The 19316-nt window shown below is 62.4% G+C and carries 13 protein-coding genes and 1 pseudogene; 11 read left to right on the top strand and 3 right to left on the bottom strand.

Annotation, left to right across the window (positions count from 1 at the left end):
* Window positions 1-440: zinc-binding dehydrogenase (locus EN949_RS20425; RefSeq protein ID WP_164782520.1), on the top strand; the 440-nt coding region annotated here is incomplete at its 5' end.
* Window positions 441-625: 185 nt separating this feature from the next.
* Here the strand turns inward: EN949_RS20425 and EN949_RS20430 are convergent.
* Window positions 626-1564 carry an ornithine cyclodeaminase family protein gene (locus EN949_RS20430; RefSeq protein ID WP_127367558.1) on the bottom strand — a complete coding sequence of 313 codons (939 nt, stop codon included), beginning with the start codon at window positions 1562-1564 and terminating at the stop codon, window positions 626-628.
* A gap of 299 nt (window positions 1565-1863) precedes the next feature.
* On the opposite strand from EN949_RS20430, the gene EN949_RS20435 reads away from it, so the two are divergent.
* From EN949_RS20435 to EN949_RS20450, 4 genes are read left to right on the top strand one after another with little or no spacing between them, the layout of a single operon-like run.
* On the top strand, window positions 1864-2730 hold the full coding sequence (locus EN949_RS20435; protein WP_127370805.1) for a GNAT family N-acetyltransferase: 867 nt from the start codon (window positions 1864-1866) through the stop codon (window positions 2728-2730).
* Between the two features lie 11 nt (window positions 2731-2741).
* Entirely contained in the window at window positions 2742-3920 is a 1179-nt protein-coding gene (locus tag EN949_RS20440) for an alanine racemase (protein WP_127367492.1), read from the top strand.
* A 56-nt stretch (window positions 3921-3976) separates the two neighbouring features.
* A complete protein-coding gene (locus EN949_RS20445; protein ID WP_245321848.1) occupies window positions 3977-4168 on the top strand; it encodes a hypothetical protein in 192 nt (63 codons plus the stop codon).
* Entirely contained in the window at window positions 4165-5619 is a 1455-nt protein-coding gene (locus tag EN949_RS20450; protein WP_127370804.1) for an aldehyde dehydrogenase family protein, read from the top strand. The genes EN949_RS20445 and EN949_RS20450 overlap by 4 nt, the downstream gene beginning before the upstream one ends.
* Window positions 5620-6556: 937 nt before the next feature.
* On the opposite strand, the pseudogene EN949_RS20455 reads toward EN949_RS20450, so the two are convergent.
* A pseudogene (locus tag EN949_RS20455) lies at window positions 6557-6775 on the bottom strand (ParB N-terminal domain-containing protein); the annotation flags it as partial.
* A 112-nt stretch (window positions 6776-6887) separates the two neighbouring features.
* On the bottom strand, window positions 6888-7706 hold the full coding sequence (locus EN949_RS20460) for an ankyrin repeat domain-containing protein (RefSeq protein WP_164754705.1): 819 nt from the start codon (window positions 7704-7706) through the stop codon (window positions 6888-6890).
* Window positions 7707-8361: 655 nt separating this feature from the next.
* On the opposite strand from EN949_RS20460, the gene EN949_RS20465 reads away from it, so the two are divergent.
* The 6 genes from EN949_RS20465 to EN949_RS20490 all read left to right on the top strand — a co-directional run.
* On the top strand, window positions 8362-8823 hold the full coding sequence (locus tag EN949_RS20465; RefSeq protein ID WP_064993170.1) for a hypothetical protein: 462 nt from the start codon (window positions 8362-8364) through the stop codon (window positions 8821-8823).
* Between the two features lie 368 nt (window positions 8824-9191).
* The gene (gene ligD / locus EN949_RS20470; protein ID WP_245458922.1) at window positions 9192-11195 is read left to right on the top strand and encodes a DNA ligase D; all 2004 of its coding nucleotides are present in this window, start codon (window positions 9192-9194) and stop codon (window positions 11193-11195) included.
* 180 nt (window positions 11196-11375) lie between these two features.
* Window positions 11376-12365, top strand: coding sequence for a zincin-like metallopeptidase domain-containing protein (locus EN949_RS20475; RefSeq protein WP_127365573.1), 990 nt, complete (start codon window positions 11376-11378; stop codon window positions 12363-12365).
* 79 nt (window positions 12366-12444) lie between these two features.
* Window positions 12445-14577 carry a ParB/RepB/Spo0J family partition protein gene (locus EN949_RS20480; protein ID WP_127365574.1) on the top strand — a complete coding sequence of 711 codons (2133 nt, stop codon included), beginning with the start codon at window positions 12445-12447 and terminating at the stop codon, window positions 14575-14577.
* A gap of 93 nt (window positions 14578-14670) precedes the next feature.
* Entirely contained in the window at window positions 14671-15147 is a 477-nt protein-coding gene (locus EN949_RS20485) for a hypothetical protein (RefSeq protein WP_127365575.1), read from the top strand.
* A gap of 318 nt (window positions 15148-15465) precedes the next feature.
* Window positions 15466-19316: strawberry notch family protein (locus EN949_RS20490; protein WP_127371757.1), on the top strand; the 3851-nt coding region annotated here is incomplete at its 3' end.

Raw genomic sequence — 19316 nt, forward strand, 5'->3', positions numbered from 1 at the left:
ACATCAACCCGGCACGGCTGGCGCTGGCGAAAAAGCTCGGCGTCCAGCATGTCGTCGACGCGTCGAAGGAAAAGCTGCGCGACGTCATGCCGGCGCTTGGCATGACCGAGGGTTTCGATGTCGGCCTGGAAATGTCGGGCGCCGCGCCCGCCTTCCGCGACATGATCGACACCATGAACAATGGCGGCAAGATCGCCATTCTGGGCATCGCGCCGACTGGCTTCGAGATCGACTGGAACGAAGTCATCTTCAAGATGCTGCATCTCAAGGGCATCTACGGCCGCGAGATGTTCGAGACCTGGTACCAGATGATCGCCTTGGTGCAAGGCCCGCTGGATGTCAGCGGCCTGATCACGCACCGCATTGGGATCGATGATTTTCAGACGGGGTTTGATGCGATGCGCAGTGGCAGTTCGGGCAAGGTGGTGATGGACTGGTAGGCGGCGGTCGGGACTAGTCTCGAGAGGCGCGATCTACGGCATGAACTTCCGGGGCCACGCGTTTCCGATTCCTGAGGATTTCCCACTCAGGGCTGCCGTGTGTGGTTGCGCTCGTACGGGGCCGCGGAGCTCTGTCGTATGTGCAGCCGCACCATCGAGGCGGGGACTTCTCGGTGCGAAGCTGATCAGCGGTCGGGCGTCTTGGCGCGGATCAGCACGTCAGCCATGTAGAGGTCCTGGAGGGAGATACCGGAGCTGTCGAAGACAGTGATTTCGGTATCGGAGAGGCGCCCGGACACACGCTTGGCAATGACGTCGCCGATTGGTGTTACTGCAAGCACGCCGGCGTCGATCTCGTCGCGCACGTGTTGGAACTCGCCGATCTGAACGGACTGGGAAAGCAGATCACAAAACAGATGTGCGTTGGGAAATAGTTCGCTCGGCAATTCGCGCTTGCCTGGAGCATCCGACCCCATGCTGACGATATGGGTTCCGGGTCCCACCCAAGCGGCATCGAATAGCGGTTCGCGTGAGGGTGTCGCCGTGACCACGATGTCGGCCGCACGCACGGCTTCTTCGGGCAAGGCAGCACGCGCCTGCAGGCCCCATTCGCCTATCTGATCGACAAAAGCGTCGCGCCGCAGCGAAGGCGGGGCCACCACGAACACGCTTTCGATTGCGCGAATGCGTGCCAGCGCCTTCACTTCGAAGCCCGCCTGGTTGCCGGCGCCGAATATCGCCAGAACCTTGGCCTGCTTGCGCGCAAGAAGATCAGCGGCAACCGCGTCGGCTGCGGCCGTCCTGTAGGCGTTCACCTTTCCGGCCTCGATTACGGCGCGGAGCCGTCCTGTATTGTGATCGAGCAGCACGATGGTGGAGTTGTGGCGGGGAAGGCCACGTGCGGGGTTGCCCGACCAGAAGGAGCCGATTTTCACTCCGGTCAGGTCGTTTGACGACCCGGATTTGATAGAGAAGGTATTGTTCGCCTCCTTTGTGCGCCCGATCACAGCAGGAAAGACCCAGCTCTGCCTCGATGCTGCTGCCACGAGAGCCTCCCGCGCCGCCTCGAAGGCAAGTTCATGCGTGACAAGGGCGGCTGACTCTTCTTCGCTGATGTAGATCATCCAAAACCTCATGAGCATCAGGCTTCCATCGCTGGGAAGCATTGCGGCTATGTCATTGCAGAGCGTGATCACACCCATTGCGAACGGTGCGGATGTCGGCCGATCGCGGGGCAACCACGAGCTAGCGATTCCAGGTGCTAGATAGTCCTCGCCTGATTTGCGCAATTTGAGATGCCGAGGAACTGCTTAAAACGAACAATCCCGCTGAATTGAAAGGGCAAAACAGCATCGAAATCTGTCCGCCAGACGCGACTCTAAGGTGCGACTTCAATTCTGGATAAAATGACAGCGTTACACTTATGGCCATTGAGCATGACACAGACACCGTCAGCAACCCGATGGAGCTGATGAAATTGGAAACCCGTCATTTGCCGGGCGCGCTGAAGCTGTCGCAGGAGATGGGATGGCCCTATCGCCTTGAGGATTGGGAATTCGCCGCCACTGTCGGCAGGGGGCTGGTTCTCGAGCAGGCAGGGCAGGTGATTGGCACCGCCATGTCGTGGATTTACGGCAAGGCTTTTGCCACCGTCGGCATGATCATCGTTACTGGCCCTGCGCAAGGCGGTGGCAACGGTTCGCGGCTGTTTGATGGATTGCTTGAGGCGGCGCAGGGTCGCAACGTGCTGCTCACGTCCACCGAAGAGGGGCTCGCGCTCTACAAGCGCCGCGGCTTCACTACCTGGGGCACGGTGCTCCAGCACCAAGGCCTGCTGACCACTGTGGTGACGCGGGGGGCCGGTGACGGTGTGCGTCAGGCGACGATCTCCGACCTCACCGCGATCCAGGCGTTCGATGAACGGGCCACGGGCATGCCGCGGCCATCGATGGTCGCGGCACTCGCCGATGTGGGCAAGGTCGTCGTAGTCGAACGCGACGGGCGGATTGCCGGCTACGCCATCAGCAGGAGGTTCGGCCGTGGCTATGTCATCGGTCCCTGTGCGGCCGAGAGTGACCAGGATGCGCGGCTTTTGATCTTGGCGCAGCTTTCCAAGCTTCATGATCAATTCGTTCGCATCGATATCTATGCCGAAGATGGATTGGGCGACTGGCTCGTGAGTCTCGGCCTCCAGCAGGTCAGCTCGGCGACCGCCATGGTCAAGGGGCAGCGGCCTGTCTCCGAGGGCTCAGCCCATATGTACGCGCTGGCAAACCAGTCGTTCACCTAGGAAACGAGATGATGAACAAGTTGGCGGCAAACCTGGTAGCGAGCGAGACGGCAAGGACGATCGACGCCTTGATTACCCCAGCGCTGCTTTTGGATCGCGGACGGCTCGAGCGCAATATTCAACGGCTGGCTGAGCGCGCCAAGGAGCTTGGCGTGGTGCTGCGCCCGCATATGAAGACGGCCAAAAGCATCGACGTCGCCCGATACGCGTTCCCTCGCGAGCCCGGTCCGATCACGGTCTCGACCATCGCCGAGGCGGAATATTTCGCGGACCACGGCTTTCGCGACATCACTTATGCGGTTGGCATCTCGCCGGCTTCGGCCAGGCGCGCCATGGAGCTTTGTCGCCGTACCGGCGCTGATGTGAAGCTGTTGCTCGATACTGTGGAGCAGGCCGATGTCTTGGCCGACACGCGGCAAGCCACCGGCATGACGCCATCGGTCCTCATTGAACTGGACTGCGATGACCATCGCGGTGGCTTGAAGCCGGACGACCCGAGATTGCTCGACGTGGCCAGCAGGGTTGTCGCGGCCGGTGCCAAGCTCGTCGGCGTTCTCGCTCATGCAGGCGAATCCTATGGCTTGAACACGCCCGATGCACTGGTCAGGGCAGCGGAGAACGAGCATTCGGCCACCGTGCGCGCTGCTGAAATCCTGCGCGCCCATGGCCATGCCTGTCCGATCGTCAGCGTCGGCTCGACGCCAACCGCGCATTTCGCCCAGAATCTCGAGGGTGTCACGGAATTGCGCGCTGGGGTCTACATGTTCTTCGATCTCGTTCAGCACGGGGTTGGCGTCTGCGACCGCGACGATATCGCGATTTCCGTATTGGCCACTGTGGTCGGCTCCAAGCCGGAAAAGGGATGGGTGCTGGTTGATGCCGGGTGGATGGCACTTTCGCGCGACAGAGGAACCGCAAACCAGCAGATCGACCAGGGTTACGGTGTAGTCTGCGACGAGAAGGGGCGGGTTCTGGAAGATGTGATCGTGGCCCAGGCCAGTCAGGAACACGGTATTCTTGCAATGCGTGCCGGTTCTGGGAAATCCATGCCCGAACTGCCGCTCGGGTCTCGGGTCCGGATCCTGCCCAACCATGCGTGTGCGATGGCCGCGCAGCATGATTTCTACAGTGTCGTAAACGGGGACAGCCCCGGGATTGAAGCGCGTTGGGAGCGGATGCGCGGCTGGTAGGCGCGCAACTATGCCTTGGATGCCGCCCACTCAAATCAGCATTGGTGGTCAAGAAAATGAAGTCTACCTCTTACGGGCTGGATATGTCGACGCTGATGGGCAGCACCACGACTGATGTCATGGATGGGCGCCCTGACTTGAACCCCTGGAAGGATTTCAACTGGCAGGCGATCCCCGGCTATTTCGGGCGCCTCTGGTTCCTGCCGGTTCTGGGTGGCTATGACCGCATGAAGGGTCTTGTCGCGTGATGACACCCCTCGAACATCTGTCGCGCAACGGCCACCTGGACAAGTTTTTCATCGACGGTCAATGGGTCGAGCCGAGCGGCACCGCCAAGGGCGTCGTGGTGAACCCCTCCACCGAAGAGGTTGTGGCTCGGTTTCCGCTCGGAAACAGCCTTGACGTGGATGTGGCCGTTGCTGCGGCCCGCCATGCATTCGCCGCCTGGAGCCGGACCACGCCGGAATATCGTGCCGGTCTGCTCGATCGCCTGCAGGTGATGCTCGAGGCGCGGGGCGAACTGATGGCTCAATGCCTTACCCTCGAAATGGGCGCGGCGATCGGCTATGCGCGCAGCGCTCAGGTGCCGCTGGCGATCCAGCATGTTAAGGCTGCGCGTGATGTGCTGACAGCCTTTCCCTTCGTCAAGCAGCGGGGGCAAACCGCCATCACCCACGAACCGATCGGTGTCTGCGCACTGATTACGCCGTGGAACTGGCCGCTTTACCAGATCACCGCCAAGGTTTCGCCGGCGCTCGCGGCAGGCTGCACGGTCGTGTTGAAGCCGAGCGAGCTTTCTCCCCTGAACGCTCTGCTGTTCGCCGAGGCGATCGAGGAAGCCGGCTTCCCTGCCGGAGTGTTCAATCTGGTGCAAGGGGATGGCGCATGCGTGGGTGCTAGTCTGGCATCCCATCCGAATGTCGATATGATCTCCATTACTGGGTCCACCCGCGCGGGCATTGCGGTGGCCCAGGCGGCAGCGCCGACCATCAAGCGTGTCGCCCAGGAACTCGGTGGCAAGTCCCCGAACGTGATCCTGCCGGACGCCGATCTCGACCGCGCCGTTTCCCTGGGCATAGCCGCCGCCTTTCGCAATCTCGGCCAGTCATGCAGCGCTCCGACGCGCATGATCGTGCCATGCGAGCGGCTGTCCGAGATCGAGGCAATCGCCAAGAGGGTCGCGGCCCAGATCGTCGTCGGCGATCCTCTTTCGGAAGCCACCACTCACGGTGCGATCGCCAATCGTACCCAATTCGACCGAATACAAACCATGATCGACGTGGGCATTTCGGAAGGCGCCAGGCTCATCATCGGCGGACCGGGTCGTGCACACGATCTGAACGTCGGCCTCTACGTGAAGCCGACGATCTTTTCGGACGTGCGCACCCATATGCGCATTGCCCAGGAAGAAGTTTTTGGGCCGGTCCTCTGCATTATCCCCTATGACACAGTCGAAGAGGCCGTCACCATCGCCAACGACACGGTGTACGGCTTGGGGGCCCATGTGCAAGGCGAGGACTTGGAGGTCGTCAGGGACGTCGCGTCGCGCATTCGGTCCGGTCAGATTCATCTCAACTACCCGGCCTGGGATCCGCATGCCCCGTTTGGCGGTTTCAAGCAGTCCGGAAACGGACGAGAATATGGTCTTGAGGGCATGCTGGAATATCTCGAGGTCAAATCCATCCTCGGCTACTTCTAGGTGGCATCCTAGCCGTGGCGCTGAGGCCGCGGCGGAGGCCATGATGTGGCTTCGGAAAGGCCGCTACCTCAACCGACACTGCTCGGTCCCGATCAATATCGCTGAGCGAGCCGTCTCTTGAAAACCCGAAGCCAGTCGTGATCCCACCGCCAGCAGGAAATATCCAAGCGCCGCGGCAAACAGAGGCTCGCTAACCCGAAACGTCTGAGCGCGAACGAGGTTGGCTGCACCCATCAGTTCGAAGAACCGTGATTGTCGACGCCAATGCGGTCCCCTTCAGGAGCAGGATGTTCTGGCCGCCGATCGCTGGCAGGGCCACCTGAAAGCCCGCGGGAGAAGGACGGAAATCATGATCGGGTTTTGGACAGGCCAAGCGGTCGGCCGGCCTCTTGCTGTCGTTCCGGAATGGTCTGGATCGCACCTCTCCATATCTCGTCACAGTAGGCCGAGTGTTCCAAGGAAAGGATAAAAAACGCATAGAACTCGGCGCCCCGCAGAAAGGGCCAGAGCGGACCGTAGCGTATCGAAGAGAATCAGCCGCTGCCGGCTTTTGGAAGAATTGCAGCGGCGTGACGGGGCAGATACCTAAGGAAATCGGCAAGTTGTGAGATGCCTCGTGCAAAATCGCACGCGAACGTTCAGCTTCTATTCTTTTCGTTCCATCACGGAGCCGCCGACAACGGGCGGCTAGCGGTTCGCGTCAGTTAGTCAACGGCTTTCGGCTATCCAGTCCTTGACTACACCAATGAGAGAAGGGTCTCCAGACCGGTTCGGCGCCGTCAGCAAAGCACAAATCTTCTTAAGCCAAACAGCGCCCTTGATCAGAGATCATGAGAAATCATCGGGGTCGATCGGAACGGAGAAGCCGACTTTGACACGGTCCATGATCACCGTGTCGCCGCGGGCGAAGTTTTCCACGATCGCCTGCAGCGCCATTTCATTGTCGTCGATCTTGACGAACCTCGCAGAGAATGTCGGCCGCCTCGATCATCTGGTGAGCGCGCCAGCGGCGCTCACCACCAACGATCATGAATTTGCCGTCGACCGGGCGAACCGTGATGGTCTGGATAAGGCCGCGCTCGCGGATCGATTCCGCCAGCTCGCGAAGCTTCACCGGGTCGAAATGCTTGCGCGGCTGGTCGGGGTTCGGGATGAGCGGCTGAGGGGGATACGCTGGTGCGAGAAACGAAGCCGTGAGATAGAAATCTTGCCTCGGCGTGCTCGCTGCAGGTCAATTCGGCACCAAAGTTACCCACCAACAACAGCGCTCAAGGAAGCGGCAGCGGTGCATCACTCAAAGTCCGAAGGTAGGCAATGAGGTCGGCCCGCTTGTTCTCGTCCTTCAATCCCGGGAAAGACATCTCCGTGCCGGGCAACGCGAGCGCGGGATTCGAGATGAAGAGATTGAGTTCCTCAAAGCTCCAATTACCACCAGCGTCCTTCATAGCAGATGAATACTGGACATCCGCTTGTGAACCCTTCTGGCGCCCAACGATGCTCCACAGACTGACCTTTTTGGGTACCCTGACGCCCGGCGAAAGATGACAGGCCACGCAGGTGCTGTCGTATATTACTTTGCCCGATTGAGCGTTTGCTGAGGCAAGCCGTGGTGAAATCGGCGCGATGGCCGGTTTTGCGGCGCCATGACTGCGCAAATAGGCTGCGACGTCCTCGTGCCCTGCGACCTTGGCCAGATGTAGCGGGGGACTTCCATTCGATGTCAGCGCGTTAACATCTGCTCCGACTTCTACAAGATGGACGACGCATGGGAGGCAGCCATTTTCGGCAGCAACGTGCAGCGGCGTCTGCGCTTTCGTCACCCGATTTGGGTCGGCCCCGTTGTCTAGCAGCAGCTTGACGATGTCAGCATGGCCGCCCTTGTTGGCGGCGTAGAGCGGCGTTCGCTGCCAGCTGACAGGTAGGTTGACGTCTGCCCCATGCCTGATCAGCAGCGCTGCCAACTCGACATTCCCGGCTTCTGAGGCGATGTAAAGTGCCGTCACGCCGTCGATTTCGTTGACATCGAGGCCCTTGTCCAAGGCGGCAGTGACCGCTGGCAAGTCGCCATTCTTGACTAGATCACCCAATCTGCTCGCTTGCGCGGGCAGGGCCAGAAGCCAAAGGGCACACGAACCCCATAGCATCCATTTGCGTCCGGGCTTAACCATTGCATCCTCCCTGAGGCTGCTCGTCTCGACCTTACAAATTGACCTGCAATCTAACCCAAAGCAGAGTGTGAGTACACGCTAATGTACCTAGTATCGGCTTGGACGGTGGTGGTGATGCCGATGTTCCTGGCCAATGTCATTGCCTTTTCCCACCAAATTAATGGCCTGCTCTCGGCGCTTGAGCCGGAACGGGCCAGGGACAAACGGTAACTAGCTAAAATCGCAAGACGACCGAAGGACCACGTCGGCGATAGCAGCGGACGCGACGTCGACCATGGCGCCAGCAACTACGGCAAACCCCTCTCCAACCCCGCCGGCGGCGGTGCGGTTGCTCCGCACTGGTTGATCACAAGGCGGAAATACAGCGTTCCAGCCGTTGGAGTCGCGACTTGCAGGAATGAATCTTATAGCCGACCTCGGTAGCCCTCCTATGGCTTATCTTCGCCATGTAAACAAAAAGAGAACGACGCGTCGAGTATGCTCTTGACGGGAGAGGAATATGTTCCTTATTTCAGCGTGATCTGGAGCAGCAAGGGACCAAGGCTCGGCGTCAATCGCGCTGGCCGGCGAAGCTATGGCAAAGACAGCGGAAGACAATTTTCGGATCGAGGTCTGGGATCGCGAAGAGCAGGCTTTGGCGGAAACCATTTCGCGTTCTCCCGATTCAGCGGTGAGTCAGGCAGCCTGGCAAGCCGCTATCCGGCGCCGGCCAGGCATGTTGCTGATCCACTACAACAGTCGCCATGTGATGGAGAAAATCCTGACGCCGGGCGAGGTGAAGATCCCGCCGCAGACCATCATTGATGGCAGTGTCCATGCCGGCCTCGATGTGGCGCTCGGCGATCTTCGCGAATGGCATGTGTTGCGGGCATGGTGCAGATCCTGTTCGCACCATGCAACGGTAAAGCCTGCCGGGCTCATCAAGCGCTATGGAAAGGACGCTCTGTTCAGTTCGGTCGAGCGAGCGCTTTTCTGCACGAGCTGTAACAGAGGCGGGCCTGTCCGGCTTGAAATTCACAAGCTCCCACGTAATTGAGCAGAGCCGAAGGCAAGACCTGACCAATTCTTTCAGGCAAACTCGCCCCGTATCGGCCGATCCTATCGTGCCAATTAGCGGCGAGACCGTCGAGAAGAGGAAATGCGCGCGAACGATGCCGGCCGCTTCCATCCTGAATGCAAACCATGCGGACCGCCGCGGACGGGGACAGTCGGTCCCGCGTCCCGTCCTGCGGCCGGCGCTATGCTGACGCTCCTACGGCTGTCCCGTTCACCGCCCGCAGCGGGGGCGAATTTCCTCCGTCCTGCGCGCGACAATGTCCGCTGTTGCCGACGCGCGCAGGACTGCGGCTTATACGCCGTTCTTCCTTAGAGCGCCGACGGTCGCCGGCGCGTGGATGGTTGAGCATGGAACTGAATCCCAAGCAGGGTATTGAATCGAACCATGTATCTCAGTTCCGCATGTCGCCTGTAGATGGTACCCTAAGCATCGGCAAAAGGCGCACACGGCGCAGAGACTCAGAATCTGTTCCTGCATATCCGCTGCCGGGGTTTCGGCCATTCCAGCTCTGCACATTGACAGACCACATACCGGTGGGCGGGGATTGGCTCTTCGAGATGAAGTTCGACGGCTATCGTGCCCAGGCCGCCATCTCCGGCTCGAATGTCGTCGTCTATACCCGCAATGGCCACGACTGGACCCGGCAGTTCAAGGTGATCCTGCCGCCACTTCAGAGACTGACCAAGGGCTCGGTACTGATCGATGGTGAAATCGTCTCCATCGACAGCCAGGGCCGCACGAACTTCTCCATGCTGAAAACCGGCATTGCCGCGGGTCTGCCGCTCAAATTCTACGCCTTCGACCTGCTTGAATTGGATGGCCAAGATCTGTCGAACCAGCCGCTCCTTGAGCGCAAGGAGCGGCTGGAGTCCCTGCTGGGTGCTCGCCGCCCTGACGACTCCCTGCAATTCTCCAGCCACATCGTCGACCAGGGCAAAATGGTGTTCGACGCCATGTGCGAGGGCGGCCACGAAGGTGTTATCGCCAAACGCGCCGACAGCTCCTACGTCGGCGACCGCAATGGGAGTTGGCGCAAAATCAAGTGCACGAAGCGACAGGAATTCGTTGTCGGCGGCTATCGGCCAAGCGACACAGGACATGGCATGGCCTCGCTGATCCTCGGCACTTACGACGATGGCAAGCTCATCTATCGCGGCCGCGTCGGCACCGGGTTCACCGCAGCTATGCGCAAGGACATCCTCGCGAAGCTCGAGAAACGCCATATTGAGAAACCGGCTTTCGCATCCGTTCCGAGAGAAATTGCCCGCCGTGCTCGGTGGGTGAGGCCCGAGCTTGTCGCCGAAGTCACCTATGCCGAAGTGACACCGGACGGCAGCTTGCGACATCCAAGCTTTGAGGGCATGCGCGAAGACAAGCCAGCCGACCAGGTCGTGATGGAAATGACGAAAACGGCGGCAACTCTTGGCCCCGCTAATCTCGATCCGCGAATCGGCAAGGAGATCGCTGCTGCTGTCGGCGTCCAGCTGACGCATCCCGACAAGGTCATGTATCCGGGGACCAAGGTGACCAAGGCCACGCTCGCCGCCTACTACGCCGTGGTCGCCGAGAAGATGCTGCCGCACATCCAGGATCGGCCGCTGTCGCTGGTGCGCGATACCGACGGCGACCTTCAGCAGACCTTTTTTCAGAAGCACAGACTGCCAGGCATGCCCAAGGCCATCCATGACGGCCAGTTGGGGAAGATGTCCGGGAAGGAAAGCCGCATCTTGTGGGTCGATGACCTGGCTGGGCTGATCGCAGGCGTCCAGATGAACGTGCTCGAATTCCACATCTGGGGAAGCCGTCGCCAGCAGCCGGATCTGCCGCACCGCATGATCTTCGACATCGATCCGGACGAGGGCCTTGGATTCACGGCCGTCAAGCAGGCAGCCCTCGACATTCGGGGCATTCTGGAAGCGCTTGGACTGCAGTCGTGGCCGTTGCTGTCCGGCGGCAAGGGCGTTCATGTGGTCGTGCCGCTCGTCCCGGAGGCAAACTGGGACGAGGTCAAGAGCTTCTGCCAAGACTTCGCCGAACTACTGGCCCGTACAGATCCGTCGCGTTTCGTCGCCAACATGAGCAAGGCGAAGCGCAAGGGCCGGATGTTTCTCGATTACCTGCGCAACGGCCAGGGCTCCACTGCAATCTGTCCCTGGTCGACTCGGGCACGCGCGGGGGCGTCGTGCGCGGTGCCCGTCAGTTGGGAGGAGTTGCCCACCTGCGAAAGCGCCAACGGTTTCGATGTTTTCGCCGCCGCCGCGCGGGCTCAGTTGCCCGAAGCCTGGGAGGGCTATTTCGACGTCGAACAAACGCTTACCGACCGCATCCGACACGCAGTCCGGGAACAATAACCATACCAGAGGGTCGCCGACATTTGCCGATTTGGCGCGGACCGCCTGTGCCCAAATTCGAGAGCGTCCTCCCTTTGCGGGAGGCCCTCGCAAAGCCGTCTAGAGTGAGAGTACGGACCGGTTGCCGAGACGGGTTGAGAGCTGGAGGAGGGCCTCCGGCGCCCGTCGCGGAGAACCGCGATGTCCAGACATTACGCTCGCGCCGGCGCCGACCGGGCAAGCCTCTATGACGATATCACCAACAAGATCATCGCCGAGCTGGAGGGTGGGCGCTTTCCCTGGGTGCAGCCTTGGGGCACAACGGCGACGAAAGCTCCTCTCGCTATGCCGGCCAACGCCGCGACCGGCCGCGCCTATTCCGGGATCAATGTGCTAATCCTGTGGGGTGCGGTCATCGAGCATGGCTTTCCCGTCCAGAGCTGGCTAACCTTTCGCCAGGCGCTATCGCTGGGCGGCCATGTCCGCAAGGGCGAACACGGGACCACTGTCGTCTATGCCGATCGCTTCATCCCTGACGACGAGAAGAATCGCGCGCGGGAAACCGGCGAGGCGGCACATGCCATACCTTTCCTGAAGCGCTTCATCGTGTTCAACGTGGCGCAATGTGAAAATCTGCCTGACGATCTGGCCGTGGCTCCGCCTGCACCAGAGCCTGGACTGATCGAGCCGGCCGTCGACGCGCTGATCAAGGCGACCGGGATCGATTTCCGCATCGGTGGCGATCGCGCCTATTATGCTCCGGCGCATGACTATGTTCGGGTGCCGCCGCCGCAGGCCTATTTCGAGACCATCGACTGGCACCGCACCGCCCTGCACGAGCTCGGGCATGCTACCGGCCATGCCTCCCGCGTCGGCCGTGACCTCAGCGGCGCCTTGGGCACCAAGAAATATGCTTTCGAGGAACTGGTCGCCGAGATGAACGCAGCCTTTTGCTGCGCCTCGCTTGGCATCGTGCCGACCGTGCGCCACGCCGACTACCTGGCCTCCTGGCTTCAGGTTCTTCGCGAAGACAACCGCGCCATCGTGCGTGCCGCCTCCCAGGCCAGCAGGGCGGCTGACTGGCTGCTCTCCTTCCTGCCGCAACCTGACGGGGCATCCAGGACATCGACAGGAGGGCGGCGTGATCCTCCTCACGTGCCTCGGATCTTCCGTGTGCGGCGCGGTCCGTAGAGTGAGAGGGCTGCGCCGGTCTTTGTGACGGGTTTGGAGGTCGAGAGAGTCTCGGCCGCCCGTCGCGGAGATAATCAAGATGGCTACCGTCAAGCAGAAGATCACCCTCAACGCTTCGCGCGACATCCCGTTCAACAAGCTGATGCTGAGCCAGTCCAACGTCCGGCGCATCAAGCGCGGGGAAACGATCGAGGACCTCGCCGCCTCGATTGGACGGCGCGGCCTGCTCCAGAGTCTCAACGTCCGGCCAGTGTTGGATGGTGAGGGCAACGAGACCGGCATGTTTGAGGTGCCGGCTGGTGGCCGCCGCTATCGCGCCCTTGAGCTGCTGATCAAGCGGAAGCGCATGGTCAAAACCGAGCCTGTGCCTTGCGTCGTCACCAACGCCGATAGCGAGGTGCCGATCGAGGAGGATTCGCTGGCCGAGAACTTCCAGCGTGAGGATCTCCATCCTCTCGACATGTTCCGTGCCTTCCAGACCCTGCACGATCAGGGCGCGAGCCACGAGGAGATTGCGGCACGCTTCTTCGTGTCCGCGACCTTTGTCCAGCAACGCCTGCGGCTCGCGAAGGTCTCGCCCAAGCTGCACGATATCTACGGGCAGGACGGGATGAAGCTCGATCAGCTCATGGCCTTCACCGTGGCCGACGATCACGCCCGTCAGGAACAGGTCTGGGAGGCGCTCGAACATTCGTGGTCGAAGGAGCCGCATCAAATCCGGCGCATGCTGACCGAAACCACGGTTCGGGCAAGCGATCGTCGAGCGCTGTTCGTCGGTGTAGAGGCCTATGTCGCAGCCGGCGGGATAGTGCTGCGTGACCTGTTCGAGGCCGACAATGGCGGCTGGCTGCAGGACCCTGTGCTGCTCGACCGCCTGGTTCGCGACAAGCTGAAATCGGTCGCAGATGAGATCGCCGCCGAAGGCTGGAAGTGGATCGTGGTCGATATCGATCTGCCCTATGGCCACAATCACGGCCTGAGGGCGCTCGCCGGCACGCCCACCGATCTGACCGAAGCGGAGTGGGCACAACGTGAAGCGCTGCGCAAGGAATACGATCGGCTGGAAGCCGAGTATTGCGAAGCCGACGAACTCCCCGACGATGTCGATCAGCGCCTCGGCGAGATCGAGTCCGCGCTCGAGGCCTTCGAGAGCCGGCCGATGAACTACGATGCGACCGAGATCGCTCGCGCCGGCGTGTTCATCAGCATCAATCATAATGGCGATCTCGTCATTGATCGGGGCCATGTGCGCCCCGAGGATGAAGCCATACAGACGGTCGGGGGCGACTCCGCCGAGTCCGGCGGCACCACCGGGAGCGAGGATAGCAGCGACGAACTTTCGGCTCGCCGCGCAACCATCACCATCGGTACTCAGGCTTCCGAGCCCGAGGAGGATGAGGGCGACACCATTAAGCCACTGCCCGAGCGCCTGGTGACCGAACTCACCGCTCATCGCACCTTGGCGCTGCGCAATGCCGTGGCCGAGAACCAGCATGTGGCCATCACAGCACTCTTGCATCGGCTCGTCCTCGACACATTCGATCAGCGTTCCGCGACCGGCTGCGTCGAGGCGTTTGTCCGGCATATCCACCTGCCTGCGCAGGACACCGACCTCAAAGACAGCCCGGCGGCCAAGGCGGTCGATGAGCGCCATGCGGCATGGAAGGGCGACATCCCGCTTAGTGACGACCAGACTCTGTGGGTCTGGCTTGACAGTCTCGATGAAGCCAGTCGGCAGGCGCTGCTAGCGCACTGCGTCAGCTATGGCATCAACGCCCTGTTCGAACGGGCCAACCCCTATGGCAGCGGCGTCTCCCAGCACGGGCTGGATCAGCGGCTGCGCGAGGCCGATCGGCTTTCTCTTGCCACGGGGCTCGACATGGTGGCTGCGGGTTGGCGCCCAACGGTCGCAAACTATCTCGGCCGGGTCACCAAGTCCCGGATCCTCGAAGCCGTGCGTGAGGGCGCTGGCGAGCAGGCGGCCCAGCTCATCGATCATCTCAAGAAGGGTGACATGGCCAAGGAGGCCGAACGCCTCCTGGCCGATAGTGGCTGGCTGCCTGAACCACTCCGTCTGACCACTCAGGACGCACCGGCCATGCAGCCGGACGAGGGCGAGGAGGGTGACTTGCCCGAATTCCTCGCCGGCGATGATGAAGACGACTCGGTGGCAGCCGATGAGGTCACCGCTCACGCGGTCGCAGCCGAATAGCACCTATCGACAGCGCGGCTCCGGTCGCGACGTTCCCCTTCACCTCACGGCCCGGCTCCCAGCCGGGCCATTTTCGTTTCAGGAGATATGTCCATGTCAGCCCACATAATCTACGACAACGCCCCGCTCGGTTCGCTCATCCGCTATTCGGACGGTGCGCCGAAGCCGCCAGCGCGCTTCACCCGCAAGCTCGCGGACTGGGAGCGCCGCACCGGTCTCGGCCGGCTGGTCCGCAAGTCACCCCCGCGCGACCATCCGACCTACAGCGCTCCTGCCTCAATTACGCTCAACGAAGGGAATTTTTCCTCCGGCGGCATCATGCTCGTGACCACTATGTGCATCCACTCGCTCGATAGCGCGCTCAGCTTCGAGATCGTCGAGCGGCCCGCGATCGGCATGGTCCGGGTCCTGCATCAGATCGCCGACCACGACGAGTTGCTGCACCTCGCCGAGAGCCGCGATGCGGCCGAACTCTGGACGGCCAAGACCGGATACCGCAATGCGCGTCTTGAAGACATCACCGCCGACGAGGTCGGCGCCGATGTGGTCGAAGGGCGGGCGGCGGCCTGACTCGCGCGGCGTCACACCGCACACCCAAAGCGTCGATCCTTCCACCATCGTGGCCCGGATTCGGACGAGTGCCGGGTGCTTTTCAGGATCAGCACTACGACCGCAACGGTTTCCTGCGGAAATCGAAGCCTGACGGAGGAACATGATTGAGATCGGTTGATAAACCGGCAAGCGCTCCACCTCATGGCGGGGCGCTTGTTTTTTGGCTTCGGCCGGCGCCTGAGAGGGAGAGGTAGGCCGGGATGGGTTTGAATCCGCGCGGTCCAGAGAGAGCGCCGCGCGGCTCGATCCTGTCCCCGCTCTCCCGAGGTTCAAATCATGACCATGATCTCGCCCGCCGTCGCGGCTCCCGCTGCCGCGTCGATCCCACTAGCCCAAGCCGGTGCGGCCGCAAGCATCTTCGCTGCGGCCGGCCTTTTACTTCCCCATCTCGAACGCGGCGAGCGCATCGACGCGCCAAAACTGCGCGCGGCGATGGAAGCCGCGTTCGGGGCTTCCGATGCAGCCGGCGCCTGGGACTGGAAGCAGGCGTACGATGGTTGCGAAGGCGCGACGGTCCTGTTCCTTCGCAAATATGGAAAGGCGCTGTTCCGCAAAGCCGCGTCTCCGGCTCTCCGGCTTTCCGCCTTGTCGAAGATGGCCCGGCTCATGCCAACGCACACCCGCCGATCCGAAGAGGCGCAGACCTTCCAGCAGTTCTCGACTCCCATCCCGCTCGGCCTGGTCGCGGCCACAGCCGCCGCGATTACGCCGGCCGACCGAGTGCTGGAGCCTTCCGCCGGCACCGGGCTGCTGGCCATCCTGGCCGAGATCGCGGGCGCCTCGCTCGTCCTCAATGAGCTTTCCGAGACGCGCGCGGCACTTCTCTCCTTCCTCTTTCCGGCCGTCTCCGCCAGCCGCTTCGACGCCGCCCAGATCGACGACCATTTCGATCCCGGCGCCGTGCCGAGCGTGGTGCTGATGAACCCGCCCTTTTCGGTCATGACCAATGTCGAGGGCCGCATGGCCGACGCGGCCTGGCGGCACATCGCCTCGGCGCTGGCGCGCCTTGCGCCTGGCGGGCGGCTGGTGACGATCACCGGTGCGAACTTCGCGCCCAACCATCCGGCCTGGACCGCCGCCTTCACGCGCCTGCAGGAACGTGGGCGCGTCGTCTTCTCCGCCGCCATCGACGGCTCGGCCTACGCCAAGCGTGGCACGACCTTTCCGACACGCCTCACCGTCATCGACAAGCTCCCGGCGGACGATCCCACCGTCTTCGCGGATGCTCCCGGCATCGCTCCGGATGCGGCGACGATCCTCGCGTGGATTGAGGAGCGCCTTCCCGCGCGGCCGCCGGTCGTAATGGCCCCCGTTTCCAGCACGGCATCGGCGGTCGCCGCGCCCCAAACCGTGCACGGCTATCTCACACGCTCGGCGAGAACCATGCCACGCATGTCGATCGCCGAACCGGAAGCCATCGACCTCGCCTATGAGGCCGTCGACTGGCAGGCGGCCGAGGACGGCCAGATCAGCGACGCCATCTATGAAGCCTACGGGCTTCAGGCGATCCGCATTCCCGGCTCCCGGGCTCACCCCACCCAGCTCGTTCAATCGGCAGCCATGGCCTCGGTGGCACCGCCCAAGCCGAGCTATCGGCCGCGCCTGCCGCGGAACGTGTTCGACCTGCTGTCGGATGCGCAACTCGAGACCGTCATCTATGCCGGCGAGGCCCACACCGAATATCTCGCTGGCGCCTGGACCCTCGATGACACTTTCGACGTGGTGACCGCCGCAGCCGACGACGCAGCAGGTGCCGTTCGCTTCAGGCAAGGCTTCATGATTGGCGACGGCACCGGTGTAGGCAAGGGCCGCGAGTCCGCCGCAGTAATCCTCGACAATTGGATGCATGGCCGTCGTAGGGCGGTCTGGATCTCGAAGTCCAACAAGCTCATCGAGGATGCGCAGCGCGACTGGTCGGCGCTCGGCATGGAGCGCCTGCTGATCACGCCGCTTTCGCGTTTCCCGCAGGGCAAGCCGATCGTGCTGCCGGAAGGCGTCCTGTTCACCACCTATGCCACGCTACGCTCCGACGATCGCGGCGAGAAGGTTTCGCGGGCCAAACAAATCGTCGAATGGTTGGGTCCGGATTTCGATGGGGTCATCATTTTCGACGAGGCGCACGCCATGCAAAACACCGGCGGCGGCAAGGGCGAACGCGGCGACGCCGCCCCCTCCCTGAGGCTACAGCACGCCCTCCCGAATGCCCGCATCGTCTATGTGTCGGCGACTGGCGCCACCATCGTGCACAATCTCGCCTATGCCCAGCGGCTCGGCCTCTGGGGCGGCGAGCATTTTCCATTCTCGACCCGCGCCGAGTTCGTCGAGGCGATCGAGGCCGACGGCGTCGCGGCGATGGAGGTGCTGGCACGCGACCTCAGGGCACTCGGCCTCTATACGGCCCGCTCGCTTTCCTTCAACGGCGTCGAATACGAGCTGATCGAGCATGAGCTGACGCCGGAACAGATCCGCATCTATGATGCCTATGCCGACGCCTTCGGCATCATTCATAACAATCTCGATGCGGCCATGCAGGCGGCCAACATCACCGGCAGCACCGGCACGCTCAATGCCCAGGCCAAGTCGGCCGCGCGCAGCGCCTTTGAAAGCGCCAAGCAGCGCTTCTTCGGTCATTTGTTGACCAGCATGAAGACGCCGACCCTGATCCGCTCCGTCACCCGCGATCTGGAGGAGGGCCATGCGGCCGTTGTCCAGATCGTCTCGACGGGCGAGGCACTGATGGAACGGCGGCTGGCCGAGCTGCCGACTGAGGAATGGAACGACGTCCGAGTCGACATCACGCCGCGCGAATACGTCCTCGACTATCTCGCCCATTCCTTCCCGGTGCAGCTCTACGAGCCCTTCACCGACTCAGAAGGCAATCTGTCGTCGCGCCCGGTCTACCGAGAAGGCCAGCCCGTCGAGAGCCGCGAGGCGGTCGCCCGGAGCGACGAGCTGATCGCCAAACTCGCCAGCTTGACGCCTGTCCCCGGCTCGCTCGACCAGATCATCCGGCATTTCGGGGTGGACATCGTGGCTGAGGTCACCGGCCGGTCGCGCCGCATTGTCCGCAAGGGCGAGCGCCTTGTCGTTGAAAACCGTGCCGCGTCAGCCAACCTCGCCGAGACGCGGGCCTTCATGGATGACCAGAAGCGCGTTCTGGCTTTTTCGGACGCGGGCGGGACGGGGAGGAGCTACCACGCCGAACTCTCGGCCCGGAACACGCGGCTGCGTGTGCACTATCTGCTCGAAGCCGGCTGGAAGGCCGACACCGCCATTCAGGGCCTGGGACGCACGCATCGCACTAATCAGGCGCAGCCGCCGCTCTTCCGTCCGATCTCGACCAATGTGAAGGCGGAAAAGCGCTTCCTCTCGACGATCGCGCGGCGCCTCGACACGCTGGGCGCAATCACGCGCGGCCAGCGCCAGAGCGGCGGCCAGGGCCTTTTCCGGCCAGAGGACAATCTCGAAAGCCACTATGCCCGCGATGCGCTACGGCAGCTCTGTCTGCTGATCGTACGCGGCAAGGTCGAGGGCTGTTCGCTTGAGCGTTTCGAGGCGGCGACCGGTCTCAAGCTTATGGATGCCAATGGCATCAAGGACGAATTGCCGCCGATCACCACCTTCCTCAATCGCCTGCTCGCACTGACCATTGCGCTGCAGGGCGTGCTGTTCGGTGCCTTCGAGCAACTGCTGGCGGCGCGCGTCGAGGGCGCGATCGCGTCAGGCACCTACGACGCCGGGCTGGAGACGCTGCAGGCCGAAAACTTCGTCGTCACCGATCGGCAGGTGATCTACACCCATCCGCGCACCGGCGCCGAAAGCCGCCTGCTCACGATCACCGAACGCAAGCGCAATCGGCCCGTCACGCTCAATGCGGCGCTGGATCGTCTCCGCGATCCGCGTGCCGTACTGCTCATCAACGAGCAATCGGGCCGCGCCGCCGTGCAGATACCGACCCCCAGCGTCATGCTCGACGATGGCGAGGTCGAGCGACGTGTCCGCCTGATCCGGCCGATGGAAGGCCAGAACATGCCGCTCAAGGCCATGGGCGAAACACGCTGGGTCGAGGCCGATCGCGAGGCTTTCTCAACTGCCTGGGCGGCCGAAATCGCCGCGGTGCCGGAGTT

This window comes from Mesorhizobium sp. M7A.F.Ca.US.007.01.2.1, from assembly GCF_003998165.1.
Lineage (GTDB): Bacteria > Pseudomonadota > Alphaproteobacteria > Rhizobiales > Rhizobiaceae > Mesorhizobium > Mesorhizobium ciceri.